Annotated in this window: 25 protein-coding genes and 1 pseudogene; 17 read left to right on the top strand and 9 right to left on the bottom strand. The window is 73.4% G+C overall.

The features are described from left to right. Positions 1-13: 13 nt before the first annotated feature. Both IF01_RS0132975 and IF01_RS0132970 read right to left on the bottom strand, forming a co-directional pair. Positions 14-319 carry a UBP-type zinc finger domain-containing protein gene (locus tag IF01_RS0132975; protein ID WP_051742360.1) on the bottom strand — a complete coding sequence of 102 codons (306 nt, stop codon included), beginning with the start codon at positions 317-319 and terminating at the stop codon, positions 14-16. A gap of 140 nt (positions 320-459) precedes the next feature. Beyond that, complete coding sequence (locus IF01_RS0132970; RefSeq protein ID WP_030397275.1) at positions 460-1,044, bottom strand: DinB family protein; 585 nt, start codon at positions 1,042-1,044, stop codon at positions 460-462. Positions 1,045-1,259: 215 nt separating this feature from the next. Between IF01_RS0132970 and IF01_RS0132965 the strand changes: the two genes are divergently transcribed. Continuing rightward, complete coding sequence (locus IF01_RS0132965; protein WP_030397274.1) at positions 1,260-2,138, top strand: TauD/TfdA family dioxygenase; 879 nt, start codon at positions 1,260-1,262, stop codon at positions 2,136-2,138. 19 nt (positions 2,139-2,157) lie between these two features. Here the strand turns inward: IF01_RS0132965 and IF01_RS0132960 are convergent, their stop codons facing one another. After that, positions 2,158-2,718 (bottom strand): cupin domain-containing protein, encoded by a 561-nt coding sequence (locus IF01_RS0132960; RefSeq protein ID WP_051756669.1) that lies wholly within the window; start codon positions 2,716-2,718, stop codon positions 2,158-2,160. A gap of 232 nt (positions 2,719-2,950) precedes the next feature. On the opposite strand from IF01_RS0132960, the gene IF01_RS0132955 reads away from it, so the two are divergent. The 12 genes from IF01_RS0132955 (at position 2,951) to IF01_RS0132900 (ending at position 15,890) form a co-directional block, all read left to right on the top strand. Continuing rightward, complete coding sequence (locus tag IF01_RS0132955) at positions 2,951-3,370, top strand: RrF2 family transcriptional regulator (protein ID WP_030397272.1); 420 nt, start codon at positions 2,951-2,953, stop codon at positions 3,368-3,370. 110 nt (positions 3,371-3,480) lie between these two features. Continuing rightward, entirely contained in the window at positions 3,481-4,344 is an 864-nt protein-coding gene (locus IF01_RS0132950; protein WP_051756708.1) for a DsbA family oxidoreductase, read from the top strand. 677 nt (positions 4,345-5,021) lie between these two features. Then, positions 5,022-6,572 (top strand): ABC transporter substrate-binding protein, encoded by a 1,551-nt coding sequence (locus IF01_RS0132945; protein WP_030397270.1) that lies wholly within the window; start codon positions 5,022-5,024, stop codon positions 6,570-6,572. After that, positions 6,569-7,642 (top strand): ABC transporter permease, encoded by a 1,074-nt coding sequence (locus tag IF01_RS0132940; protein ID WP_030397269.1) that lies wholly within the window; start codon positions 6,569-6,571, stop codon positions 7,640-7,642. Before IF01_RS0132945 ends, IF01_RS0132940 begins: the two co-directional genes overlap by 4 nt. Further along, on the top strand, positions 7,639-8,691 hold the full coding sequence (locus IF01_RS51200) for an ABC transporter permease (RefSeq protein ID WP_030397268.1): 1,053 nt from the start codon (positions 7,639-7,641) through the stop codon (positions 8,689-8,691). Before IF01_RS0132940 ends, IF01_RS51200 begins: the two co-directional genes overlap by 4 nt. Beyond that, the gene (locus tag IF01_RS0132930; RefSeq protein ID WP_051756667.1) at positions 8,672-9,817 is read left to right on the top strand and encodes an ABC transporter ATP-binding protein; all 1,146 of its coding nucleotides are present in this window, start codon (positions 8,672-8,674) and stop codon (positions 9,815-9,817) included. The genes IF01_RS51200 and IF01_RS0132930 overlap by 20 nt, the downstream gene beginning before the upstream one ends. Continuing rightward, positions 9,814-10,875, top strand: a complete 1,062-nt coding sequence (locus IF01_RS42690; RefSeq protein WP_078880510.1) for an ABC transporter ATP-binding protein — start codon at positions 9,814-9,816, stop codon at positions 10,873-10,875. The genes IF01_RS0132930 and IF01_RS42690 overlap by 4 nt, the downstream gene beginning before the upstream one ends. Further along, positions 10,872-12,080, top strand: a complete 1,209-nt coding sequence (locus IF01_RS0132920; RefSeq protein ID WP_030397265.1) for an acyl-CoA dehydrogenase family protein — start codon at positions 10,872-10,874, stop codon at positions 12,078-12,080. The genes IF01_RS42690 and IF01_RS0132920 overlap by 4 nt, the downstream gene beginning before the upstream one ends. A 119-nt stretch (positions 12,081-12,199) precedes the next feature. Continuing rightward, positions 12,200-13,375: an LLM class flavin-dependent oxidoreductase gene (locus IF01_RS0132915; protein ID WP_030397264.1), complete on the top strand. Its 1,176-nt coding sequence runs from the start codon at positions 12,200-12,202 to the stop codon at positions 13,373-13,375. Further along, positions 13,372-14,214 carry an alpha/beta hydrolase gene (locus IF01_RS0132910; protein WP_051756665.1) on the top strand — a complete coding sequence of 281 codons (843 nt, stop codon included), beginning with the start codon at positions 13,372-13,374 and terminating at the stop codon, positions 14,212-14,214. Before IF01_RS0132915 ends, IF01_RS0132910 begins: the two co-directional genes overlap by 4 nt. Next, positions 14,211-14,783: a flavin reductase family protein gene (locus IF01_RS0132905; protein ID WP_078880509.1), complete on the top strand. Its 573-nt coding sequence runs from the start codon at positions 14,211-14,213 to the stop codon at positions 14,781-14,783. The genes IF01_RS0132910 and IF01_RS0132905 overlap by 4 nt, the downstream gene beginning before the upstream one ends. 6 nt (positions 14,784-14,789) lie before the next feature. Beyond that, a complete protein-coding gene (locus tag IF01_RS0132900) occupies positions 14,790-15,890 on the top strand; it encodes an LLM class flavin-dependent oxidoreductase (protein WP_030397261.1) in 1,101 nt (366 codons plus the stop codon). A gap of 103 nt (positions 15,891-15,993) precedes the next feature. Here IF01_RS0132900 and IF01_RS0132895 read toward each other — a convergent pair whose 3' ends face one another. Then, complete coding sequence (locus IF01_RS0132895; RefSeq protein WP_030397260.1) at positions 15,994-17,049, bottom strand: serine protein kinase RIO; 1,056 nt, start codon at positions 17,047-17,049, stop codon at positions 15,994-15,996. A gap of 391 nt (positions 17,050-17,440) precedes the next feature. Here IF01_RS0132895 and IF01_RS0132890 point away from each other — a divergent pair, with 391 nt between their 5' ends. Together IF01_RS0132890 and IF01_RS0132885 are read left to right on the top strand one after the other, a co-directional pair. Further along, the gene (locus tag IF01_RS0132890) at positions 17,441-18,247 is read left to right on the top strand and encodes an alpha/beta fold hydrolase (RefSeq protein WP_030397259.1); all 807 of its coding nucleotides are present in this window, start codon (positions 17,441-17,443) and stop codon (positions 18,245-18,247) included. Positions 18,248-18,297: 50 nt separating this feature from the next. After that, positions 18,298-19,182 carry a DMT family transporter gene (locus tag IF01_RS0132885; RefSeq protein WP_030397258.1) on the top strand — a complete coding sequence of 295 codons (885 nt, stop codon included), beginning with the start codon at positions 18,298-18,300 and terminating at the stop codon, positions 19,180-19,182. 14 nt (positions 19,183-19,196) lie between these two features. Here the strand turns inward: IF01_RS0132885 and IF01_RS0132880 are convergent, their stop codons facing one another. The 3 genes from IF01_RS0132880 to IF01_RS0132870 all read right to left on the bottom strand — a co-directional run bounded on the left by IF01_RS0132880 (position 19,197) and on the right by IF01_RS0132870 (position 20,425). Next, positions 19,197-19,508 (bottom strand): hypothetical protein, encoded by a 312-nt coding sequence (locus IF01_RS0132880; RefSeq protein ID WP_157855411.1) that lies wholly within the window; start codon positions 19,506-19,508, stop codon positions 19,197-19,199. 62 nt (positions 19,509-19,570) lie between these two features. Then, entirely contained in the window at positions 19,571-19,960 is a 390-nt protein-coding gene (locus tag IF01_RS0132875; protein WP_030397256.1) for a hypothetical protein, read from the bottom strand. 63 nt (positions 19,961-20,023) lie between these two features. Further along, the gene (locus IF01_RS0132870; RefSeq protein ID WP_157855410.1) at positions 20,024-20,425 is read right to left on the bottom strand and encodes a hypothetical protein; all 402 of its coding nucleotides are present in this window, start codon (positions 20,423-20,425) and stop codon (positions 20,024-20,026) included. A 493-nt stretch (positions 20,426-20,918) separates the two neighbouring features. Between IF01_RS0132870 and IF01_RS0132865 the strand changes: the two genes are divergently transcribed. Continuing rightward, on the top strand, positions 20,919-21,197 hold the full coding sequence (locus IF01_RS0132865) for a DDE transposase family protein (RefSeq protein ID WP_051756655.1): 279 nt from the start codon (positions 20,919-20,921) through the stop codon (positions 21,195-21,197). A 90-nt stretch (positions 21,198-21,287) separates the two neighbouring features. Next, positions 21,288-22,370 (top strand): RICIN domain-containing protein, encoded by a 1,083-nt coding sequence (locus IF01_RS0132860; protein WP_157855409.1) that lies wholly within the window; start codon positions 21,288-21,290, stop codon positions 22,368-22,370. Between the two features lie 291 nt (positions 22,371-22,661). Here IF01_RS0132860 and IF01_RS46225 read toward each other — a convergent pair. Together IF01_RS46225 and IF01_RS0132850 are read right to left on the bottom strand one after the other, a co-directional pair. Beyond that, positions 22,662-22,850: pseudogene (locus IF01_RS46225) on the bottom strand (ISAs1 family transposase); the annotation flags it as partial. An 87-nt stretch (positions 22,851-22,937) separates the two neighbouring features. Continuing rightward, positions 22,938-25,304 carry an FdhF/YdeP family oxidoreductase gene (locus tag IF01_RS0132850; RefSeq protein WP_030397252.1) on the bottom strand — a complete coding sequence of 789 codons (2,367 nt, stop codon included), beginning with the start codon at positions 25,302-25,304 and terminating at the stop codon, positions 22,938-22,940. Positions 25,305-25,650 lie beyond the last annotated feature (346 nt).

Below are 25,650 nucleotides of genomic sequence, written 5' to 3'. Positions count from 1 at the left end.
CCCACCGCCGCGGTCACGCCGGGCGCGCGGGGCGCAGGTAGACCTCGTCGGTGTAGCACCAGGCCCAGTCCTCGCCCGGCCGGAGCGAACGGGCGAGGTGGTGGGCGTGGTGGGCGCGGGCGTGGTGGTAGGCGTGCTGGCCCGGGGAGCTGTCGCAGCAGCCGATGTGCCCGCAGCTCAGACAGGCCAGCAGGTTCACCCAGGTGCGCCCCTCCCGCAGGCAGTCCTCGCAGCCGGGGGCCGCGTTCGCGGGCACCTCGTGCAGGCCGTCGAAATGGTCGCAGGTCGGTTGGACGGCCCGGCCGGGATCTGGCGCCACCCGCCATTCGTACCGCTCGTTCACAGGGCACACCCTACGAGGCCGGACCGGGCGACGCAGGACGGACCTGCTGTCCGGTGGTGGTGACCGTCGGCACCTGATCGGACTGCCCAGGGTGTGATCAGGGCATGAGGCAACTTCTAAGCCTCCACCGGTGCGGCCGACCTGGCGAGCTGCTCGAGCTTCGCCCAGTGGGCCGCACGGGCGTCCTCGTCGATCTGCTTCTCGTGTTCGGGGCGCACCCCGGTCCGGCCGTCGAGGCCCTCGCGCAGGATGTCGGCGTGGCCGGCATGCCGGTTGCTCTCGCCGAGGACATGGACCAGGACTGCGAACAGGTTCGTGTTGGGACCGGGCTCGGGCCACCACGGCACGTGGCCGGGGGCGTCGAGGGTCAGCTCGTTGATCGTCGCGTCCGAGTGTTCCCAGGTGCGCCGGTAGAACCCGATGATCTGATCGAGCGTCTCGTCCTCGGTCGCCCACAGGTCGCTGCCGCTGTGGTCCTGCCACCGGGGCAACGGTTCCGGGGAAGGGCGGTCGAAGACCTCGCCGAAGTACCTGGCCTCGACGGTGGCCACATGTTTGACCAAACCGAGGAGGTTGGTCCCGGTCGCCACCAGGGGTCGGCGGGCGTCGTACTCGGACAGGCCGTCGAGTTTCCAGAGCAGCGCCTTGCGGTCGCGCCGCAGTCGCCCGTGAAGGTTGTCCTTCGCGAATTCGTCGATCATGCGGCATGAGCCTGCCATGGGCTGCTCGTGGTCTCAAAATCCCGTACGTGGTCCGCAAGGACCGCCCGGCGACAGTCGGGGCGGGGTTTTCGCCTCGGGGGGCGGGGAAGAACGTCTCGGGACTCCCGCTCGTGCGGCTGGTGGACACGGCCTGACTGTCCGGACGGCAGCCCGCTCGGACCGCGCGCGCCACCCGGCGGAGAAGGGGAGCACCGATGACGGGACGTGCCGAGGGGCCGGGGCCCCGGGCCTGGGCCCCCGACACTCTGGACGAGCAGGACTGGGTCGTTCCGTGGCCGCCGGGCGGACCGGACGGCACGGCCGATCCGGTCGGCAGCGTCTCCCGCGTCGCCCACGCCCTGCGCCACGGGCCGGGGCTGGCCCTGGTGCGCGGCCTGGAGCTGGACGGGCTCGGCGATCCGGAGTGCGCCGAGCTGTGCCGGCGCTTCGCGGCGCGGCTGGGCACGGTGGTGCCGCTCCCGGCGGGCCCGGCGGCGGACGACCTGCTCACCGCCGAGACCGCGCCGGCGGTCGAGCTCTCGGCCGCCGACCGTGCCAGGCAGCGGGAGGGGGACGCCAGGACGCTCGACCCGCACACCGACCGCTCGTACGGCCCCGAGTCGCCGTGGCTGCTGGGCCTGCTGTGCATCCGCCCCGCCCGGACCGGTGGTGAGTCGCTGCTGGTCAGCGCCCGCGCCGTCCACGACCGGCTCGCGGAGCAGGACCCGTCCGCGCTGCACCACCTGTACCAGGACTTCCACTTCGGGCGCGGACCGGACTTCGACCGCGTCTCCCCGGTCTTCCGGCAGCGCCGCCACGGCCTGCACGTCCAGTACAACCGCTACTGGATCGAGCGCGGCCAGCAGGAGGCCGGCCGGCCGTTCCCGCCGGGCCGGCAGGCGGCGCTGGACACCCTCCACGGGGTGCTCACCGACCCCGGGACGGTGCTGCGCGTCCCGTTGCGGCGGGGCGACCTCCTGGTCCTGGACAACACGGCCGTCCTGCACGGGCGGACCGGGTTCGTCGATCACGCCGGTCCGGGAGAGCGGCGCTGTCTGGCCCGGGTCTGGGCGGACCGGCCCGCCGACCGGTGAGGAACGGGGCCGGGCGGGGTCAGCCGCCGTCGCCGAGCGCGTAGAGGCCGGGGAGGTTGACCACGATGGCTTCCTGGGTGCTGCGGGCGATGACGACCACCGCCTCCTCGTCCGGGTCCGGGTTCTCCTCCCGGTGCGGGACGAACGGCGGGACGAAGATGTAGTCGCCCGGGCCCGTGCGCAGGCGGATCTCCTCGGGCGTGCCGGACGAGTCGTCGACGAAGACGAACTCGGGGTGTCCGCTGACCACGTGGATCGCGGTCTCGGACTCGCCGTGGTGGTGGTCGGAGGAGGCGGTCGCGGGGGCGACGTGGGTCTGGCCCATCCAGAGCTTCTCCGAGCCGACCGTCCGTCCGCTGATCGCGGCGAAGCGCCGCATCCCTCCGGTCTGGGCGGTGCCGTCGTCGAGTTCACCCGCGCGGATGTGGTGCAGCCGGGCCCGCAGGGCGGTGCCGGCGGGGGCGTCCGTGGCGTGCAGGTGCGGGTGGAAGCCGGTGCCGGCCTCGGTGACGACGGCCGCGTCCTCGGCGACGGGCGCGGGGGTGCGGGGGTGGGAATGGGAGTGGCGTTCGGCGGACATGGTGCTCCTGGGTCGGGCGGGCAGTTGGGCGGCAGGACAGTAGGGGCGGCGTCTCCCGGTGCCTCCCGGCGTCTCCCGTGCCTCTCCCGGCCGCGCCCCACGCCCCGGGATGTCACCGGACGCTAGGCCCGGCGGCAAAAGGATGTCAAGAGGTGTCTTTTCCCGCCGACCGGGCCCGCCCTTGGCGGACAAGGGACTTGAGCACCGCTCCGCCCGGGGGATACTCGGGTGCATGCACATATCCGCCAAGGCCGACTACGCCGCCCGGGCTCTGGTCGAGCTCGCCTGCGACACGTCGCGCCCACTCACCTGCGAGGCCATCGCCGCCTCCCAGGGCATCCCGTTCCGGTTCCTCAAGTCCGTGGTGGGCGAACTGCGGCGGGCCGGGCTGGTCCGCAGCCAGCGCGGCTGCGAGGGCGGCTACTGGCTCGGCCGGACGGCCGAGGAGATCACCCTGCTGGACGTGGTGCGCGCGGTGGACGGCGAGGTGATCACGCTGCGCGGCGAACCGCTGGCCGGACTCGACTACCCAGGCCCCGCGCGCGGACTGCCGTCGGTCTGGCGCAGCGTCGAGGAGCGCGCCGTGGAGATCCTCTCGGGCACGACGGTGGCCCAACTGGTGCGTTCCGGCGTCCGGGTGGCGACCGCGTGAGCGGGGACGAGGGCGAAGCCGGGGTCGAAGCCTGGGGCACGGCCGCGGCCACTGCGGGCGAGGTCGCTACGGTCGCGGTCGAGGTCGAGGTCGTGGAGTACACCGACCCGATGTGCCCGTGGTCCTGGGCGGCCGAGCCGAGACTGCGGGCGCTGCTGCGCGAGGCGGAGGGCCGCTGCCGGCACCGCAGGGTCTTCGGGGTCCTGTTCGACGAGGACGAGGAGCCCGCGCCGGACCCGGCCGCCGAGACGGCCTGGTACGCCGGGTACGTCCAGCGGATCACCGACCACGCGGGCGCGCCGAGGGCCGCCCGGCTGGGCTGGGTGGCGGCGAGCAGCTGGCCGTCCTCGCTGGCGGCGGCCGCCGCCGAGGCGCAGGGTCCGCTGGTCGCCGACCGGGTGCTGCGCCGGCTGCGGGAGAGCGTGTTCGTCCTCGGCGAGCCGGCCGACACCCCCGAGCGGGTGCTCGCGGCGGTGGCCGGGGTACCCGGCCTCGACGAGCCGCGGCTGCGGGCCGACCTGGCCTCCGCGGCCGTCCGCGAGCGGGTGCTGCGCGACCGTGCCGAGGCCCGGCGGCCGCTGCCGGAGGTGATCGGACTGCGCGGGGACGGACCCCACCCGGGAGCGGCGAAGGAGACCGAGGACGGCGGCCACCGGTACGCGCTGCCGACCGTGGTGTTCACCGGGCCGGGCGGGCGCCGGGTGGTGCCGGGGTGGCGGAGCGCGGACGAGTACCGGAGCGCGCTGGCCGCGGTCTCCCCCGCGCCGCTGCCGCCGGCGGACCGCGTCCCCACCGCGGAGGAGCTGTTGGAGCGGTACCGGAGCCTGACCGGTCCCGAGCTGGCCGGAGCGGCCGGAGGGCTGCCGGCCGGCGCCCGGCGCGTGCCGACCGCGAACGGGGACGTCGTCCTCCACCCGCAGGAGCGTTCCGGCCCGGCCGTCGTGGCGGCCCACCGCTCCCCCGCCGCCCGCTGACCTCCCCGCCACCGACCGAGGGCCCGCGCCGCCGAACGGGACGAAGACGTCACACGGCGCCGCCCCGCGCTCGGCGCGGCGGCCGGATCCCGCCGCCGCAACGGCGCTCCGTGGACGTCGCAACGGTGCCGCGTGAACGGCACATTGAGGGCGTGTTGCGGCACCCCCCGAAGCAAAGGGACACCTTTTGGTGTCCATTGACAGCAGGCCGCTGACCTGGCCAGGATGAGTCCATGACCTCCACGCACCCCCTCCCGGTGCGCCGCTGGACGAGTCACCGACGCACCAGCAGCACCCACAGTTGTTGACCGCGTCCGGACCTGGCGGCCAAGACGCCGCCGAGCCCCGGCCCGCCCGGGCGAACCGCTCGTACGAACCCTGACCCCCGGCGCTTCGGGCCCTGAACCCGGCGCCCGGGCCCCGGGTTCCCGGCCGACCGGCCCTCTCCCCCGGCCGACCGCCACCCCCCTGCGTCTCCCACGCGCTCCCGGCCCTCGGCGCCGCCCGTCGGCCCGTCCGCGCCGCCCACCGTGCCTTCCCGGCGCCGCCTCCCCGCGCGCCGTCGCTCCACCCACCGCCCTGCCCCGATCCCGCGCTCCGGCCCGCGACCGTACCCGTTCCCGCGCCGTGCCTGCAGCCGGAACTGCCGCGCACCCTCCGAAAGGTGACCGACCGTCATGACCAGCTCCTCCAGCGACCGCCCGCTGCTCGGCAGACGTTCCCTGCTCGGCCTCGGCCTGGGCCTCGGCGCCTCGTTCGCCCTCGCCGCGTGCGGCGACCCCGGGCAGGCCGGGACGGGCGGGTCCACCGCCGGCGGCACCCTCAAGTGGGGCTGGGCGCTGCCGACTTCGTGGGACCCGGTGTTCTCCTCGGCGGGCTGGGACGTCCACTCCCTGTCGCTGGTCTACGCGGGCCTCACCAAGCTCGACGAACAGGGCACCGCCGTACCGGCCCTGGCCTCGGCCTGGAAGTTCAGCGCCGACGGCACCTCGGTCACCTTCACCCTGCGCCCCGGGCTGACCTTCTCCGACGGCACCCCGCTGGACGCCTCGGCCGTCAAGAAGAGCCTGGACCGCGGCCGCACCGAAGCCAAGTCCCTGGTCGCCCCGCAGCTCACCAGCATCCGCGAGGTGTCCGCCCCCGACGCGCAGACCGTGCTGCTCGAACTCTCCCGGCCCGACTACCAGATACCCAACCTGCTGGCCGGCAAGACCGGCATGGTCGTCAACCCGAAGGCCTTCGAGTCGGACGCCGCCGGGCTGGCCACCCGCCCGGCCGGCGCCGGGCCGTTCACCCTCACCTCCTACACCCAGAACGCCAAGGCCGTGCTGCGGCGCAACCCCGCCTACTGGGACGCGACCGCCATCAAGCTGGAGAACTTCGAGCTCTATCCGCTGCCGGACGCCGCCACCGTGGTCGCCGGGCTCCAGTCCGGACAGTTCGACGTGGCCCAGATCCCGGGCAGCCAGGTCGCCGCGGCCAAGGCGGCGGGCCTGGAGGTCCAGGTGATCCCGTCCCTGGTGGTGGCGGTGCTGGACGTCAACATCGAGAAGACGCCGTTCGACAACCCCAAGGTGGTCGAGGCGCTCAAGTTCGCGATCGACCGGGAGGCCCTGCTCAAGACCCAGCTGTTCGGCTACGGCGAGGTCAACCACCAGCCGTTCCCCAAGGGTTACGTCGGTTACGACCCCGCCTCGGCCGACCTCTACCGGTACGACCCGGCGAAGGCGCGCGCGCTGCTCACCGAGGCCGGCCACCCAGACGGCGTCGACCTCACCCTGACCACCACGGCCGCGCAGGGACTGCCCGAGCAGCTCCAGGCGCAGCTGAAGGAGGTCGGCATCCGGGCCACCATCGACGTGGTCCCGGCGGCGCAGGCCACCCAGATCGTCTACATCCAGCACGCCAAGGCCCTGTTCACCGACCAGTTCGCGGGCCGCGACTCCGCCGCGCAGGCCTTCCAGGTGCTCTTCGGCGAGCAGGGCCTGATGAACCCGGGCCGGCGCACCCCGCCGGAGCTGGCCGCCGCCGTCGAGCAGGTCTCGCGCACCCCGCTGGACTCGCCGGAGTACCCGAAGGCGCTCCGGGCGGCGACCGCGCTCGCGGTGCGCACGATGCCCAACACCTTCCTGTACAGCGTCCCCCGGCTGCTGGCCCGGCGGAAGTCCGTCTCGCCGATCCCGGCCTTCACGGCGGTGCAGCGGTTCGAGGGGGTGACCGCGTCGTGAGCGCCGTCCTGCCCCGCGCGGGCGCCTGGCGCGCGGGGCCCCTCGCCCGCCGGGCGGCGCGCGCCCCGCGCCCGCTGGGGCGGGTGCTCGGGAGCACGGTCACCGTCTTCCTGCTCTCCTCGCTGCTCACCTTCGGCCTCGGCGCCGTCTCGGACGCCAACCCGGCCGCCGCCGTCCTCGGCGAGACCGCCACCGCGGCCGACATCGCCCGGCTGGACCACGAGTTCGGCCTGGACCGGCCGCTGGCCGCGCAGTACGGCGACTGGCTGCTCGACGCGGTCGGCGGCGACCTCGGGACCTCCTGGTTCACCACCGTGCCGGTCGCCGACTCGATCACCACCGCGCTCCCGGTCGACCTCTCCATCGCCGGCCTCGCCCTGCTGCTCGCCGTCCTCCTGGGCGGCGCGGCCGGTGTCGCGGCGGCACTGAGCAACGGCGGCCGGCTGGACCGCACGGTCACCGCCGTCTGCACCCTCCTCGGCACCCTGCCCGCCTTCGTGATCGCGATCGGCCTGATCACCCTGGTCGCCGTCCAGCTGCGGCTGCTGCCCTCCGGCGGGTATGTGCCGTTCTCCCAACAGCCGGGCGAGTGGCTGCGGTTCGCCCTGCTGCCGGCCCTCGCCCTCAGCCTGGACGCCGCCGCCGGCATCGCCCGCCAACTGCGGACGTCGCTGGTCGCGGAGCTGCGCCGGAACTACGCGACCGGCGCCCTGATGCGCGGACTGTCCGGACGCCGGGTGCTGTTCGGCCACGCGCTGCGGAACGCGGCCGGTCCGGCCTTCACCGTGCTCGGCATGAGCGTGCCGGTGCTCATCGGCGGCGCCGTGGTCACCGAGCGGATCTTCAACCTGCCGGGGATCGCCCAACTCTCGCTCCGGGCGGCCGAGCAGCACGACGTGCCGGTGATCCAGGGCACCCTGCTGGTCACCGTCGCGGTGGTGCTCGTCGCCAATCTGGCCGTCGACGCCGTGCTGTTCGCCCTCAACCCGGTCGCCCGGCGCGGGCCTCGGCCGGAGGGGCGCGCGACGAAGCGGACCGGGCCGGCACTGGCTGTGGGAGGGAACAGGTGAACACGCTGCGCGCCTCGCTGCGGGTGCCCGTCGCCCGCGCGGCGCTGGCCGTCCTGGCCCTCGTCCTGCTGCTCGCCCTGCTCGGCGGACGGATCGCCCCGGCGGACCCGCTCGCCCAGGACACCGCCCACATCCTGGGCGGGCCCTCGGCGGACCACCTGCTGGGCACCGACTACCTGGGCCGCGACGTGCTGAGCCGACTGCTGGCCGGCACCGGGCTGTCCGTGCTCGCCGCCGTCGAGGCGGTGGCCGTCGCCGCCCTGCTCGGGGTCGTTCCCGGACTGCTGTCGGTACGGTTCGGCCCGGCCGGGTCCTGGCTGGCCCTGCGCGCCGTGGACTCCCTGATGACGCTGCCGTTCACGCTCTTCGCGATCGCCGCCGTCGGCCTGCTCGGCAACGGGCTGCACCAGGCGATGCTGGCGCTCGGCGTCCTGCTCGCGCCGCTGTTCTTCCGCGTCACCCGGGCCGCCGCGCTCGGCCTGGACCGCGCCCAGTACGTCGAGGCCGCCGAGCTGATGGGCGCCTCCCGGTCCTGGATCCTGCGGGTGCACATCTGGCGCAAGGTACTGCCGACCGTCGCCGTCACCACCGCGCACGCGCTGGCCACCGGTCTGCTCACGGTCTCCTCCCTCACCTTCCTCGGGATCGGCGTGCAGCCGCCCGCGCCGACCTGGGGCGGCATGCTCGCCAGCGACCTCGGCTTCCTCGCCCAGCAGCCGTGGGCGCCGATCCCGCCCGCCGTGCTGATCATGCTCACCGTCGGGGCGCTGAACCTGCTGGCCGACGTCCTCGCCGACAGCGACCGGACGGGCGCCGCTCCGGCCACCGCCCGCGCCCGCCGGGTCGCCGGGAGGCGTGCCGCGTCGGGTGGGCCGTCCGTGCAGGGCGGCCCGTCTGGGCAGAGCGGCCCGTCCGTGCGGGGCGTGCCGTCCGTGCAGGGCGTGCCGTCCGTGCAGGGCGTGCCGTCCGCGCCGGGCGCGGACTCGACCGGGCCAGCCCCGTCCGTGCCGGACCGGAAGGAGCACGACCATGTCCCCCACCCCGCCTGAGCCCGGTCCCGACCGTCCCGCGTCCGCCGACCGCGCCGCCGCCCTGCGGGTCGAGGGGCTGCACGTGACCGTCGGCCACGGCCGCACGGAGGCCGTCCGCGACGTCTCGTTCGACCTCCTCCCCGGCGAGGCCGTCGGACTGGTCGGCGAGTCCGGCAGCGGCAAGACGCTCACCTGCCGCTCGGTGCTCGGCCTGCCGGCACCCGGGGTCGCCGTCTCCGCCGGACGGATCGTCCTCGGCGGCACGGCGGACGACAGCGACGACAGCGACGACAGCGACGACAGCGACCACACGGATCTCGTCGGCCTGACCGACCGCCAGTGGCAGCAGGTGCGCGGCACCCGGATCGGCGCCGTCTTCCAGGACCCGGGCTCGTACCTCAACCCCAGCCTCACCGTCGGACGCCAGCTCGGCGAGCCACTGCGTCGGCGCGGACTCAGCCGGGCCCTGGCCCGCCGACGGGCGGTGGAACTCTTCGAGGCCGTCGGCCTGCACGACCCGGAGCGGGTCCACGACAGCTACCCGCACGAACTCTCCGGCGGCATGCTCCAGCGGGTCCTGATCGCGGTCGCGATCTCCGGCGACCCGCAGCTGCTGGTCGCCGACGAGGCCACCACCGCGCTGGACACGGTCGTCCAGGCCGAGGTGCTGGACCTGCTGGGCGGGCTGCGCGACCGGCACGGGCTGGCCCTGCTGCTGGTCAGCCACGACCTGGCGGTGGTCGCCGAGGTGTGCGACCGGGTCCTCGTGCTCTACGCGGGCGAGGTCGTCGAGGAGGGCCCGACCGCCGAGGTGGTCGCCGCCCCGGCCCACCCGTACACCGAGGCGCTGCTGCGGGTCGCCGCCCTGGGCCGCCGCAACCGCCGGGAGCTGGCCGTCATCCCCGGCCGGCCGCCCGAGCCCGGCACCGCCGGGGCCGGCTGCCGCTTCGCCCTGCGCTGCGAGTACGCCACCGCCGCCTGCGCCGAGCAGGCCGTCCCGCTCACGCCCGTCCCCGTCCCCGGGACCGACACGGACAGCGGGAGCGGCCCCCGGGCCGTGCGCTGCCTGCGCAGCGCCGAACTGACCCTCAGCGGCGTCCGCGAACGGACGGACGTCCCGGAACGAACGGAGGTCCCGGTATGAGCATCACCGCCATCGCCTCGGCGATCACGGACGGGCCGACGCCCGCCGTCGGCTCCCCCGCCCTGCGGATCGAGCGCCTGGAGGTCCGCTACGGCCGCACCACCGTGCTCGGCGGTGTCGACCTGGAGGCACGCTCCGGGGAGATCCTGGGCCTCATCGGCGAGACCGGATCCGGGAAGACCACCCTCGCCCGGGCCGTGGCGGGGCTCGCCCCCGTCACCGGCGGCCGGATCACGGTCGACGGCGGGGACCGCGCCACCCTGCGCGGCCGCTCGCTGCGGACGGCGCGGCGTTCCGGGACCGTCCAGTACATGTTCCAGGACCCGCTGCGCTCCCTCGACCCGGATCTGACGGTGGCCCGCCTCGTCGGCGAACCGCTCGCCGTGGCCGGCGTCCCCCGCGCCGAGCGCGGGCCGAGGGTGCGGGAGGCGCTCGACCGGGTCGGCCTGGACGCCGCGCTGGCCTCCCGCACCCCCGGCGCGCTGTCGGGCGGCCAGCGCCAGCGGGTCGCCCTGGCCCGGGCGATCGTCGGACGGCCCCGGCTGCTGCTGGCCGACGAACCGGTCAGCGCCCTGGACGTCTCCAACCGCAACCACGTGCTGCGCCTGCTGGACCGGCTCCGCCACGAACTGGGCCTGGCCGTCGTGGTGATCTCGCACGACCTCGACTCGCTGGCCGGGATCGCCGACCGGATCGCCGTGCTCTACCGGGGCCGGATCGTCGAGCAGGGCCCGGCGGAGGCGGTGCTGGACCGGCCGCTGCACCCGTACAGCGCGCTGCTGGCCGCCTCGGCGCCGGGACCGGACCCCGCGCGGCGGACGGTTCTGCGGCTGCTGCGGGCGCCGGCCGGGGCCGCCGTCCCGGGCGGGGGCTGCGGGTTCGCGCACCGGTGCCCGTTCGCGGACGCGGCCTGCGCGGCGGTCCCGGAGCTCGGGCCGGGCCTCGCGGTCCCCGCCACCGGTCCGGAGGCGCACGCCGCCGCCTGCCACCACAGCCCGGACTGGCGGGCCCGGCTCCACCCGGACAACGCCACCTCTCTTTCGGAGCAACCCCGATGACACCGGCACCGACCGCCCGACCCGCACCCCCGCCGACGGCCCCCGCCCGACCCGCTCTCCCACCGCCCGACCTCGACGGGCTGCCCGCCCTGACCGCCGCCCTCGCGGAGCGGGCCGCCGAGCACGACCGGGACGCCACCTTCCCCACCGGGGGCATCGCGCTCGTCCACCGGGCCGGTCTGCTCACCGCGACCGTCGCCGAACGGCACGGCGGCCCCGGCCGAGGGCTCGCCGACACCGTCCGGATCCTGCGCGCGCTCGGTGCGGGCGACCCGGCGGTCGCCCTGGTCACCGCGATGACCCTGTTCGTCCACGCCGCCGAGGCGCGCGAGGCCCACTGGCCGGCCGGTCCGCTGGCGCAGCTGCTCGCCGAGTCGGCCGAGCGTCCCACCCTGGTCAACCACGTCCGGGTGGAGCCGGAGCTCGGCACCCCCGTGCGCGGCGGCCTGCCGGCGACGGTGGCCGTACGGCGCGGCGACGAGTGGGAGCTGACCGGACGCAAGATCTTCTCCACCGGCGCGCCCGCGCTGCGCTGGCTGCTGGTGTGGGCCCGCACCGAGGAACCCGAACCCCGGGTCGGCTCGTTCCTGGTCCGCGGCGACCTGCCCGGCATCACCGTCGAGCCGACCTGGGACCACCTCGGCCTGCGGGCCAGCCGCAGCGACGACGTACTGCTGGACGCCGTACGAGTCCCGCTCGACCACACCGCACGCCTCGCCGCCCCCTCCCCGGAGGGCGGCCGGGACCCGGTCGGCGCCGCCTGGAACTCGCTCGGCCTGGCCGCCCTCTACCTGGGCGTCGCCCGTGCCGCGCAGTCCTGGCTCACCGCCTTCCTGCACGAGCGGACCCCGAGCGCCCTGGGCGCGCCCCTGGCCAGCCTGCCCCGCTTCCAGAGCGAACTCGGCCTGATCGACGTCGAACTCGGCGGCGCCGAGCGGCTGGTGGCCGCCCTGGCCGCGGCCGTCGACGCGGGCGAGCCGACGGCCGTCGACGAGGCGCCCGGGGCGAAGCTGCTCGGCACCCGCGCCGCCGTGGAATCCGTCCAGCGGGCCGTCGCCCTGGTCGGCAACCACGGCCTGACCCGGCACCACCCGCTCCAGCGGCACCTGCGCGACGTGCTGTGCGCCCGGGTGCACACCCCGCAGGACGACACCGTCCTGCTCGCCCGGGGCCGGGCCGCCCTGCACCGCCCGCCGGTCGCCTGACCGGCTCCCGCCTTCCCCTTCTCCACCGGGCCCGCCCCGCCCGCGACGCCCCTCCCGATCCTCCCGATCCCCCTCCTCAAGACCCTTGCCGAGCCCCTTGCCAAGAAAGGCAGACCACCATGCCCGTCGAGTTCATCGGCATGATCTCCACCCACGACGTCTCCGAGACCCGCCCCGCGCACGGCCCGGTGGTCGACCCCGACTACACCCGCCGGTTCGCCCGGGCCCACGAGGAGGCCGGCTTCGACCGCATCCTGATCGCCCACTCCTCGGCCAGCCCCGACCCCAACCAGGTCGCCGCGTTCGCCGCCGCGAACACCGAGCGGCTGGGCCTGCTGATCGCGCACCGCCCCGGCTTCATCGCGCCCACCGTCGCCGCCCGCACCTTCGCGACCCTGGACCAGTTCTCCGGCGGCCGGGTCGCCGTCCACATCATCACCGGCGGCCACGACGCCGAGCAGCGCCGCGACGGCGACTACCTCACCAAGGACGAGCGCTACGCCCGCACCGACGACTACCTGACCGTGCTCACCAAGGCCTGGACCGCCGAGAAGCCGTTCGACCACGAGGGCCCGTACTACCGCCTCGCCGACTTCAAGTCCGAGGTGCTGCCGGTCCAGCGGCCGCGCATCCCGCTGTTCTTCGGCGGCTCCTCCGAGGCCGCCTACCGGGTCGGCGGCAAGCACGCCGACACCTTCGCGCTGTGGGGCGAGCCGCTCGCCGAGACCGCCCAGCAGATTGCCTCCGTCCGCGCCGCCGCCACCGCCGCCGGGCGCACCGACGTCCAGGGCATCAGCGTGTCCTTCCGTCCGATCCTCGGCCGCACCGAGGAGGAGGCCTGGGAGCGCGCCCACCGCATCCTGGCCACCATCAAGGAGCGCAACGACGTCTTCGGCGGACGCCGCCCGATCCTGCCGACCGGCCCCGGGGCCGCGCCGCAGAACGTCGGCTCCCAGCGCCTGCTGGCCGCCGCCGCCAAGGGCGACCGGCACGACCGCGCGCTGTGGACGGCCCCGGCCGCGGCGACCGGCGCCGCCGGGAACTCGACCGCCCTGGTCGGCACGCCGGAGACGGTCGCCCAGGCGCTGCTGGACTACGTCGACCTCGGCGCGACCACGCTGCTGATCCGCGGCTACGACCCGCTGGACGATGCGCTCGACTACGGCAAGGAGCTCATCCCGCTGGTGCGCCAGGAGGTCGCCCGTCGGGACGCCCTGGCGGCGCGGGAATCCGACGCGGCTCGCGCATCCGAGGCCAGGCAGGCCGCCGTCGCGGTGTCCGGTGCGGCCCGATGACCACCACCGCCGCTTCCCCCGTGCCACTGACCGGCCGGTCCTCCGCCGTCTGGGAGCCCGCCGCCGAGGTCACCGTGCGCGGCACCGTCCTGCTGCTGCCCGGCCGGGGCGAGCACCCGGGTGTGTACGCCCGCTTCGGCCGGCGGCTGGCCTTCGACGGCTACCGCGTGGTCGTCCCGGGGGTGCCGGCCGCGGGGTCCGTCCCGCTGGACGGGGTGGACCTGGCCGGTCCGGTCGCCGAGGCCCGCGAAACCGCACCGCCCGGCGCTCCCGTGGTGCTGGCCGGCTCGGACACCGGCGCCCTGCTCGCGCTGGCCGCCGCCCGGCAGGCCGCCCCCGACGGGCTGCTGCTCGTCGGCCTGCCCGTCACAGTGGCCGCGCCCGAAGCCTCGGACACCGCCGAGGCCTGGACGGACGAGCTCGGTGCCCGGACGTCCTGCCCGGCGCACCGGGGCCTGCTGGCCGCCGATCCGGACTTCCGGCCCGGCGCACTCGCCGAGGACGTCCCCGCCGACCTCGCCCGGGCGGCCGAGGAGGCGGCCGCCGACGGCGTGCCGGTCTTCGAGGTGCCGGTGCTCGTGGTGCACGGGTCCGCCGACCCGGTCTCGCCGCCCGCCACCTCGCGGCGGTTCGCCGAGCGCCTCGCCGCCGATCTCGTCCTGGTCGCCGACGGGCGGCACGACGCGCTCAACGACGCCGCCCACCGCAGCGTCGCCGCCGCCGTCGTCCAGTGGCTGGAACGCCTGCGGGGCGGCCCGCACCTGCCCGCCCAGATCGTCACCACCGACGCGGGCGGACGCACCCCCGACCCGCGCGCCCCGGAAGGAAACCCCGTATGACCACCCTCGACGAACGACCCGTCCTCGCCCAGCCGACCGCGCTTGCCCAGCCGTCCGCACTCACCCAGCCGTCCGCGCTCGCCGGAGCCCACGGCGCCGACCTGCTCCGCCGCGCCCTGCGCCGGCACGCGGCCGGCGTCACGGTGATCACCGCGGCCGGGCCCGCCGGCCCGGTCGGCTTCACCGCCACCTCGTTCACCTCGGTGAGCCTGGACCCCGCCCTGGTGTCCTTCTACCTGTCGACCACCGCCTCGGCCGCGCCAGCGGTACGGGAGGCCGAGGCCTTCAACGTGCACATCCTGCGCGACGACCAGCAGGAGCTCGCGAACCGCTTCGCCCGCAGCGGGATCGACCGCTTCGCCGGTACGGACTGGCACACCGGCCCGTACGGCACGCCCGTCCTCGCAGGCGCCGCCGCCCGGCTCACGGCCCGCCCGTTCCTGCTCCAGCCGGTCGGCGACCACCTGCTGGTCGTCGGCGAGGTCCTGGCCGTCGACACCACCGACGGCCCGCCGCTGGTCCACCACGACGGCGGCTACGGCGGGTTCACCCCGGTCCGGGAGGGCTGAGCCGCCATGACGCTGACCGCCCACTGGTTCCTGCCGACCACCGGGGACAGCCGGCACGTCGTCGGCGGCGGCCACGGCTCGACACCCGGCACCGTCGGCACCGACCGCCCGCCGAGCATCGCCTACCTCGGCCAGATCGCACGCAGTGCGGAACAGCTCGGCTTCACCGGGGCACTGACGCCGACCGGCGCCTGGTGCGAGGATGCCTGGCTGACCACCGCGATGCTCACCCGGGAGACCGAGCGGCTGAAGTACCTGGTGGCCTTCCGGCCCGGTCAGCTCAGCCCGACGCTGGCCGCCCAGATGGCCACCAGCTACCAGAACCAGTCGGGCGGCCGGCTGCTGCTCAACGTCGTCACCGGCGGCGAGTCCGCCGAGCAGCGCGCGTACGGGGACTTCCTCGACAAGGCCGGCCGCTACGCCCGCACCGGGGAGTTCCTGTCCATCACCGGCCGGCTCTGGCGCGGCGAGCAGGTCGACCACCGCGGCGCCCACCTCCGGGTGGAGGCCGCCCGGCTGACCCGGCTGCCGGAACCGGTGCCCGAGGTGTACTTCGGCGGCTCCTCGCCGGAGGCCGCCGAGGTCGCCGCCCGGCACGCCGACGTCTACCTCACCTGGGGCGAGCCGCCCGCCATGGTCGCCGAGAAGATCCGGCACGTCCGCGAGCTCGCCGCCCGGCACGGCCGCACGCCGCGGTTCGGCATCCGGCTGCACGTCATCACCCGCGACACCGCGCAGGCCGCGTGGGCGGAGGCCGACCGCCTGCTCGCCGGCATGGACCCGGCGCGGATCGCCGAGACCCAGGCAGCGCTGGCCCGCAGCGAGTCCGAGGGCCAGCGGCGGATGCGCCTGCTGCACGGCGGCTCGACCGACCGGCTGGAGGTCTCGCCCAACCTGTGGGCCGGGATCGGCCTGGTGCGCGGCGGCGCGGGCACCGCCCTCGTCGGGGACCACCACGAGGTGGCCGACCGGATCGAGGAGTACCACCGGCTGGGCGTGGACGAGTTCATCCTCTCCGGCGCCCCGCACCTGGAGGAGGCGTACTGGGTCGGGGAGAACGTGCTGCCGATCCTGGCCGGGCGGGGGCTCTGGAAGCGCGAGGCCTGACGGGGGTGGCCGGTCGGGGCGACGGGGTGTGTCCCCGTCGCCCGACCGGCCCCTCCGCCCGACCGGCCCCTCCGCCCGACCGGCCCCTCCCCCCAGGTCCTCGTCACCCCAGTCGCGCGTCGAACTCCAGCGCCCCGACGAGCTCGCCGACCCGGTGCTCCGGCAGGCCCCGGGAGACGAACCAGGCGCCGACGTTGCGCACGTCCCGCTCCAGGAACGCCCGCCCGCGCGGATTCGCCACCACGTCCACGATCTGCGGCACATCGATGATCACCAGCCGCCCCTCGTGGACCAGGATGTTGTACGCCGACAGGTCCCCGTGCGCGTACCCGTCACCGGCCAGCAGCGACAGGCTCCGGCCGAGCTGCTCCCACAGGTCCTCGACGTCCACCTCCTCCGCCCTCAGCTGCGCGAGCCGGGGCGCGGCGGTGCCGCTCTCGTCGCCGACGAACTCCATCAGGATCTCCGTACCCGTGATCTGCACCGGGTAGGGGACGGCCACCCCGGCCGACCAGAGCCGGCACAGCGCGGTGAACTCGGCACCGGCCCACTGCGCGGCGATGGCCTCCTTGCCGAACGCCGTCCGCTTGGCCATCGCCCGGGCGATCCGGGACTCCTTGTGCCGACGCCCCTCCAAGTACCCGGAGTCGCGGTGGAACATCCGGTGCTGGGAGTCGCGGTAGCGCTTGGCCGCCATCAGCGTGCGGCGGTCCGTGCCCGGCACCCCGCGCTCCAGGAGGAACACGTCCGCCTCCTTGCCGGTCTTCACCAGCCCGAGTTCGGTGTCCACGGCCGCGAGTTCGGTCACCACCCAGGCAGGGCGCGGCTCGGGCCCCTTCTCGGTGGGGGTGGACTGGTCCCAGGTCGACCAGCGGTCGGCCCCGGCCGGGGCGCCGTCGGGGTTGTCGTCGTAGCTGTCGTCGTCGTAGCCGTCGTCGTTGTAGCTGTCGTCGTCGTAGTTCTCGTGGTTCTCGTGCCCGCCGTCGAAGTCGGCGTACTCGTCACCGGCGACGGCATAGGCCTCGTGGTCGTCGAACCGGAACACGACCTCGGGCTCGTTGTCGTCGAACCGCTCGGACCGGCGGCCGCGACGGGGTGCGCCCTTGGCGCGGATACGGGAGAAGGAATCGGTGTCGGTGCTGGAAAAGCGCTCACGCACTGTGGTGGCTCCTGGGGAACAGCCCACCGATGCGCCAGTTGCGAGGCGTCGTCAGCCGGTGGGCGAAAGACGAGAGGAAGAGGCGTATGGCGCGCACACCAAGGCGCGCCGCGAGACGGCGGCGACCATCGAAACGCACCTCCTCTGCTTCTCCACGTCAGTCCCCACGCCACGGGCAGCCCCGCGGCGCGAACGAGTCAGAGCTTAGCGACTTCCAAGATCGGCGCAACCGAATTTCCCGCCCGCCCTCGCACTGCCCGTCCTCGCACTGCTCGCGGCCGCACTACCCGTGACCGCACGGCCGACATGCCACGCCCGGCCCAAGGTCACCGACCGTCGCGGCGCGGCACGCAAGAATGCGGGTCGTCGTACGAGCCCGGAGGGACGAACCATGGTCGGTGCCGCGCAGTTCCACGCCTGGGACGTCCGGGAGTCCGGACCGCCCGACGCCCCGCACCGGGTGCTGCTCCTGCCCGGCGGGATGTGCAGCGCGAACTTCTTCGCCGACATGACGGCCGCCGCCGCACTCGCCGACGCACCGATCCGCCTGATCGCGGCGACCGTCCCCGGCCACGCCGGGACGATCGCGCCCGTGGACGTGTCGATCGAGAACTACGCGGCGATCACCGGCACCTTCGCGGCCGAACACGGCTGCACGGCCGTCGTGGGCCACAGCATCGGCGCCAACATCGCGCTGGAGATGGTGGCCGGCGGACACTTCTCCGGACCGGTGGTGCTGCTCTCCCCCACGTTCTCGCGGCCGGACGAGTCCAAGGCGCTCGCGGTCGCCACGGCACTCGGGCGGGTGCCGGGGCTGGGTGCCGTGGTCTGGCCGGTCATGCTGTGGCTGACGCCGAAGGTCCTGTCCGAGGGCTTCCCGGAACGGCGCCGGGAGGAACTCGTCGCCGATCTGAAGCGGAACTCCCCGGCGTTCTGCAACCGCGCCATCGCCGAGTACTTCGCCTACCTGGACCGCCACGGCCAACTGGTACCCCGCCTGTGCGAGTCCGGCGCCCGCGCCTGGGTGGTGCGCGGCGACCGGGACGAAGTGGGGCTCACCGACACCGAGCGCGCCGCCCTCGAAGCCTGCCCCTCCGTCACCCTGGTGGAGGTCCCCGACAGCGGGCACATGGTGATGGTGGAGCAGCCCGAGGCGGTGGCCCGCCTGGTCGCCGACGTCGTCCTCGACGGCGGCTGAGGCCGTTATTTCGGTGCGGACCGAAACCTCGACACCATAGGTTCTCCCGCATGAGCATCTCAGCGGCGGGCGTGGTCCCGAGGGACGGCAAGGCACTGGCGGCGGCCTCGACGGCGGTGGTGCTGTGGGCATCCGCGTTCGTGGCGATCCGGAGCGCGAGCGAGCACTTCGGGCCCGGATCGCTGGCCCTCGGCCGCCTGCTGGTGGGAACGGTCGCCCTGCTCGGCCTGCTGGCCTACCGCCGGGAGGGCCTGCCCCCACGAGCCGCCTGGCCCGGCATCGCCGTCTCGGGCCTGCTCTGGTTCGGCCTCTACATGGTCGCCCTGAACTGGGGCGAGAAGGAGGTCGACGCGGGCACGGCGGCGATGCTGGTCGGCATCGGCCCCGTCCTGATCGCCCTGCTGGGCGGCTGGCTGCTGCGCGAGGGCCTCCCGTCCAAGCTGCTCGCCGGGATGGCCGTCTCCCTGACCGGCGTGGTCGTGGTGGGCCTCTCCATGTCGGGCGGCGACAGCAGTTCACTGCTCGGCATCGGCCTGTGCGTGCTCGCGGCCGTGACCTACGCGGCGGGCGTGGTGGCCCAGAAGCCGGCCCTGCGCCACGGCACCGCGCTCCAGGTGACGACCTTCGGCTGCCTGATCGGCGCGGTCGCCTGCCTGCCCTTCACCCCCCAACTGCTGTCGGACCTCTCCGCCGCACCCGTGTCCGCGACCCTCAACGTCGTCTACCTCGGCCTGTTCCCCACCGCCCTGGCCTTCACCGCCTGGGCCTACGCGCTCTCCCGCACCACCGCCGCCCGCATGGGCGCCACCACCTACTCCGTCCCCGCCCTCGTCGTCGCCATGGCCTGGCTCCTCCTCGGCGAAACCCCAGCCCTGTTGACCCTGGCCGGCGGCGCCCTCTGCCTGGCCGGCGTCGCCGTCACCCGCCGCACCTGACCGGGCCTCCCGCTCTAGAGAGGCACCGCGGTTTCGAGGTCGATCTCGTCCCCCGCCGAGTCGAACGCGCTCATGCGCCCCACAAGACCCGGCGAGACCGAGACATAGTCCGCCCGGTACTCCACACCACCGGGATGGGTCGCCGGCCCCTCGAACACGATGACCAGACCCTCCCCCGGCTGGATCTCGTAGACCGCCCCCATCGGCTCGAAGACCACGGCCAGGTACCCGGCGGAGTCCGCCGTCAGCACCACCCGCTCCTTCACCCACGAAGCTTCCCGGGCCCGCTGCTTGTCACGACGCCGACGGCGAATCCAAGAGATCATGCCGCGATGATGCGCCACTGATCCCCTCCCGCCAATCCGCACCCCCCTGCCTGCGAGGGCCGCTACGCCTTCGGATCCCGTCTCTTCTTCTTCCTGACCGGGACCCTCGCCGCCGTCTGCGCAACGGCAAGGGTGTAGCTCACCGTGTCAGCACTGAATGCCGGAGGCTCAGCATCGGTCCAGGAGTGGAAATACGACTCCACGCATCGCCTGAGCAACTCCGGCCGCGGCGGTCCGGCCACCTCGAAGTCGACACCGTCACCCTTCCGGCCCACGACAAAAAGCCGCAAGGGCTTCCCTTCCGCGTCGAACGCTTCCCTGATGTCGCTCAGAAAGTCCGGCTCGGACGCCTGCCGGACCTCATCACTCCCGGCGCAGGGGATCAACCAGTCGTCATCGTCCAGCAGGATGCACGGGTACACCACCTGCTCGACCGTGGCACTCCGGTCCACTATCGGCCTACTTCGGAGCATTGCTCTCTACGCTGAACTTCACTGCCGCCCACCACAAGGACGCTATGCCGCAAGCGGGCGCAGCGTTACCTCCCAGGCACGGAACTTCAGCCGGAGCGACGAGGACTGGACCTCGAACACCGGCGGCAGCTCGGCGCCGTACTCGTAGTAGGTGATCGAGTCGATCCCGTCCGGATCGACCTCGGGCTCACCGTGCCAACCGTCGGAACTCACGACGGTCTGCTGCATGACGAGCTCACCGACATCGTGGAACTCCAAGGCGAAACGCCCACGCCTCGGGTGCCCGAACTCCAGCCGCAGCACCGCCTTCGGGTGGCCGGCCAGGGTGACCCCAAGCAGACCGAAGTCATTGTGGAGATCGAGGAAATCGCCCTCCGGGAGATCGAGATCGGAGTAGTCGCCCGGAGCTTCCCACGGCTTCACCCCACTGAATCGAGCCTTCATCTTTCCTCTCTTCTTCAGAACCCGTGGAACTCTTCACCATGACACAGTGCGACCGTGGCCCTGGAACCCGTCCTCGCATTACCGCGAGAATGACTGGGTGTCAGCCTCGCCTGTTCTCCTCGACGCCCGGCACATTCGAGACCCGTCGACCAACTCGATGGCTTCACGCTCGTCGCCGCACCTCGCGCCCTCGGGCCACGCGCGTCCTGACTCGCCCTCGACTAGGGCTCCTGCAGAGCCAGGTTCACACCGATTTGCAAACAAATAATCTACTATGCAAAAGGGATTCCTCGGGACTGGATGACCCGAGGGACCCCAGGGGCATTGCATGTTCGCGATCGGTCCGGTTCGCCGGTCTTGTGATGTGATGTCATGTCTCGTTCTGGGGATGGTTGCTCCCCGGAACGCGGTGCAGGCACCGTGCCGGTGATCATGTGGTTGTCGAGACCCATGAGAACCGAGCGAGACCGTGCCTGCCCGAACATCATCGCCCATGCCCGCCGGGCTGGGACACCTGACCACCGCCGTCCAGCTCGCCACCTGGATCAGGGGCCACTGGGGCATCGAGAACCTCCTGCACCACGTCCGAGACCGGACCTTCCGCGAGGACGACTCCAAAGTCCGCACCGGCCACCTGCCCCGCACCATGGCCGGCCTGCGCAACCTCGCCATCGGCATCTTCCGCCAGAACGGCCACACCAACATCGCCGCTGCCCTCCGCCACACCGGCCGCGACCACACCCGACCCCTGCGAATCCTCGGCCTCACGTGATCAATCCGGACAGACCGCAACCATGCAATGCCCCTGGGATACATACGGCGTTCCCTCAGCGGCCATTCATGATCCCTAAGCTCGCGCCTCGTGAAGAACGTGAAGAGGACGATCGTGTTGCTCGCCTTGATAATGAGCTACTTCCCGCTGACCCCGACGGCGTTCGCGGCGGCCAAGTCGCCCGCGCAGGTAGCCGAGGACTGCGCCGACCCGAGGCCCACGCAGGCCGGGGACATCATCTACTGGGACCCCGAGTGCTACCTCACCTTCAAAAGCAGCAAGCAAGTATGGGGCGAGGCCACCATGCCCGACAAGCTCGGCAGTGGGAAGAGCCCCATCGCCTACGGCTGCACCAGTAGCGGCAGCGTGAGCGTCGCCGGAACCAAGAGCTCCTCCACCAGCTTCTCCTTCGGCCTCGACATCGGCGGGAAGAAGAAGTTCGGTGACTGGGAGGCCTCCGTCGGGCCCAAGCTCGGTTGGAGCTGGACCTGGAGCACCAGCGACACCCACACGCACACCGCCACGGTCCCCCTGGGCAGCGTCGGCTGGATCGAGGTCAGGGAGCCGCTGATCGAGGCGGTCGTCGACATCGATGCCCGCTACGACGGCAACAAGAACGAGCTCGTCAAGAACGCGGTCGTCCGGGTGCCGGACACCAGCCGGTCCTTCGCCTGGTTGTACCAGAGCCGCAAGATGACCGACGCGGAGCTGAGGGACATCTGCGGGCAGGACCCGCCGACCACCAAGACCTACGACATGTGGTCGGCCGGCGGCAAGGCTCCCTACAAGAACCTGCTGAGCGGCAAGTGCCTGGCCATCGGCCCCACCGTCCCCAACGGCGGGCTCGTGGTGCAGCGTACCTGCGACGGCGGGGCCGCGCAGAAATGGAACGCCGTCAAGGCGAGCAACGGCTATTTCACCATCCGCAACAACAACGGCCACTGCCTCACAGTCCCCTACAACAACGGCACCCCGCCCGGCCAGAACACCCAGCTCATGTGGTGGGGCTGCGAGACCCGCTGGGACTCGGGCAACCAGCTCTGGTCGGTCAACCCGACCAAGATCAGCGGTACCTACACCTTCGCCAACCAGTGGACGGGGCTCTGTCTCGCGCCGCATTCCAGTGAGATGACCAAGAACGGTGGCCGGGTGACCATCCGCAAGTGCGTGTAGCGGGATCGGTTGACCCCTCCTATGGAGTCCTCTGCGGAGTGGAGAAGACTCCGTAGGAGGGGCCCTATGGACTCTTCTGCAGGAGCGAACCGGACTCCACTGGAGTCTATTCCGAAGCGGACTCCAGTGGAGTGGAGTCCGCAAGCGTCCAGAGCGTCGCCGTCCAGCCGCTGGAGCAGGCGCCGGACGGTCGCCGGGTGAGGGACGGGATGGACAACCGGTGAGCGGCTCGGCCGGGAAGTCGAGGACCTCCAGGGCCGACTGCGGGGCGTCCGTTGTCCACTCCCCGATCGCGATGAGGGAACGGGCACCGGCCAGCACGGCCGAAGCTGCCGCGCACAACAGGGGGAGCACCGGATACCGCCGCCCCCGCCGACTGCGTGGGTCGGGCACCCAGATCAGGAAGCGCCGCAGGTCAGCGGCATCCTGTCGGGTGACAGCGCGATTCTGGAGGGTCAGGTGTCCCAGCCCGGCGGGCATGGGCGATGATGTTCGGGCAGGCACGGTCTCGCTCGGTTCTCATGGGTCTCGACAACCAGCACCCGGCCACAGAGCCTCGACCGCGCGTCACTCCGGGCGGCGGGCGGTCTCCTGGGCGGCGGGGACCACCGTGACGTTGAGGTGCTTCATGATCGGCTGGTCGCTCTGGGTGGAGTAGTCGCCGATCGCGCACAGGACGTTCATCTCCGGCATGTAGCCGGCCGCGCAGCCTCGGGGCAGGTCGTGGGGGACGGCGAGGTAGCCGTGCAGGGAGCGGGTGGAGCCGTCGCGGGCGGTGGCGGTGATGTCGACCGGGTCGAACTCGGCGAGGTGGCGTGCCCGTATGTCGTCGGGGTTCATGAAAATGAGCGTGCGCAGGTTCTTGACGCCGCGGTAGCGGTCGTTGTCGGAGTAGATGGTGGTGTTCCACTGGTCGTGCGAGCGCATGGTGCCGAGCACCAGCGTGCCGGGCGCGGGCAGGACGTCGGGGAGCGGGGCGGTGGAGAACTCGGCGAGGCCGGACGGGGTGAGGAAGACGAGTTCGCGGGCGGGCTGCTTGATCCGGAAGCCGAGCGGGAGCCGCACCCGCCGGTTGAAGTCCTCGAAGCCGTCCAGGACCTCGGCCATGGTGTCGCGGATCCGGTCGTAGTCCTCCACGTACCACTCCCACGGGGTGGCGCTGTCCGGCAGCGCGGCCCGGGCGAGGCCGGCGATGACGGCCGGCTCGGAGAGCAGGTGGCGGGAGGCCGGCTTCTTCTTCATCCCGACGGAGAGGTGGACCATGCTCATGGAGTCCTCCACCGAGGTGGCCTGGAGGCCGCCGCGCTGGTGGTCCTGCTCGGTGCGACCCAGGCACGGCAGGATCAGCGCCCGCCGTCCGTGCACCAGGTGGCTGCGGTTCAGCTTGGTGGAGACGTGGACCGTCAGCTCGCAGCGGCGCAGCGCGCGGTAGGTGTAGTCGGTGTCGGGTGCGGCGAGGGCGAAGTTGCCGCCCATGCCGACGAAGACCTTCACCTCGCCGCGGGCCATCGCCTCGATGGTCGCGACCGTGTCCTTGCCGTGCTCGCGCGGCGCGTCGATGCCGCAGACGGCGGAGAGGCGGTCCAGGAACCCGGGCGCGGGCCGGTGGTCGATGCCGCAGGTGCGGTTGCCCTGGACGTTGGAGTGCCCGCGGACCGGGGACGGGCCGGCGCCCTCGCGGCCGATGTTGCCCCGCAGCAGCAGGACGTTGACGATCTCCCGGATCGCGTCGACACCGTGCTCGTGCTGGGTGACGCCGAGGCACCAGGAGAAGATGGACCGGTCCGCCTCCCGGTAGATGCGGGCGGCGTGCAGGATCTGCTCGCGGCTCAGGCCGCTCTGCCGCTCCAGTTCCTCCCAGGGCGTCCGCTCGCACAGGTCGCGGTAGGCGGCGAAGCCGGTGGTGTGCCGGTCGACGAACTGCTGGTCCAGCGCTTTCGGGTCCTGCGCGGACTGCTCCAGGACGGCCTTGGCGATGCCGCGCAGCAGGGCCATGTCGCCGCCGATGCGGACCTGGAGGTTGAGGGTGCTGGTCGGCGTCGCCTTGAACAGGGCCATGTCGAGGAACTCGTGCGGCACGATGGTGCGGGTCGCGGCCGCCTCCACCAGCGGGTTGACGTGCACGATCCGCGCGCCGCGACGGGTCGCGTCGGCCAGCGCGGTGAGCATCCGGGGCGCGTTGGACGCTGCGTTGACGCCCAGGATGAACAGCGCGTCCGCCGCCTCCCAGTCCTTGAGGTCGGCGGTGCCCTTGCCGGTGCCGAGGGCGGCCTGCAGGGCCCGGCCGGATGCCTCGTGGCACATGTTCGAGCAGTCGGGGAGGTTGTTGGTGCCGAGCTCGCGGGCCATCAGCTGGTACAGGAAGGTGGCCTCGTTGCCGAGCCGCCCCGAGGTGTAGAACGCGGCCCGGTTCGGGTCGTCCAGGGCGCGTACGCTCTCCCCGAACAGGTCGAAGGCGTGCTGCCAGTCGATCGGCACGTACCGGTCCGTGGCCTCGTCGTACACCATCGGCTCGGTGAGGCGGCCTTGGTCCTCCAGCGCGAAGTCGCTCCACTCCGACAGTTCGGTGACGGTGTGCGCGGCGAAGAACTCCCGGCCGACCCGCTTGCGGGTCATCTCCCAGGTGACGTGCTTGATGCCGTTCTCGCAGATGTCCAGGTGCAGGCCCTTGGTGTCGTCCGGCCAGGCGCAGCCCGGGCAGTCGAAGCCGCCGTTCTCGTGGTTCATCCGCAGGATCGCTCGCGGGCCGTCCAGCAGGGTCCGCTCGCGGACCAGGAACTCGGTCACGCTCCGTGCCGCGCCCCAGCCCGCCGCCGGATGGTGGTAGGGCGCGGCCTCCGGCCGCCGCGACGGCTCCGCGCCGACGCTCGGTTCCCGCTCCGCCGCCGGGTCGGCGCCGTCCTGGCCGGACCCCCGGTCGTCAGCAGCGTTCACGGCACTCACCTTCCGCAGTCGGACATCGAACGGCGGGCGGCGGGCGGCGGGCGACGGACGCCGCCGGTCATGGCGTCCGGTCGGGGGCCCACGGCCTTCCGCCCCATTCAAGGAAGCCAGCTACGGCGGCATCGCGCATCCGGTGACACACGGTCGGCGGAGCCGTCGGGTCACCGCACCCGGTAACGGATGAGGAGCCGGGCCCGGCCCCGGAGTGTGTGGCCGGGCCATGACTCCGGGCGGCTGTGGTCCAGTGGGAGTGCACCGGAGGGAGGAGCAGACCTGGTTCCAGGCCTGACCGGTCCCGTCACGGGGCGGCTGCCAGCGCGGACCGGGACGACGAGGG

The sequence above is a fragment of the Kitasatospora purpeofusca genome (genome assembly GCF_000718025.1).
Classification (GTDB): domain Bacteria; phylum Actinomycetota; class Actinomycetes; order Streptomycetales; family Streptomycetaceae; genus Kitasatospora; species Kitasatospora purpeofusca.
The sequence above is the reverse complement of the archived record's forward strand: the minus strand, read 5'-3'. Positions and strand labels throughout refer to the sequence as shown.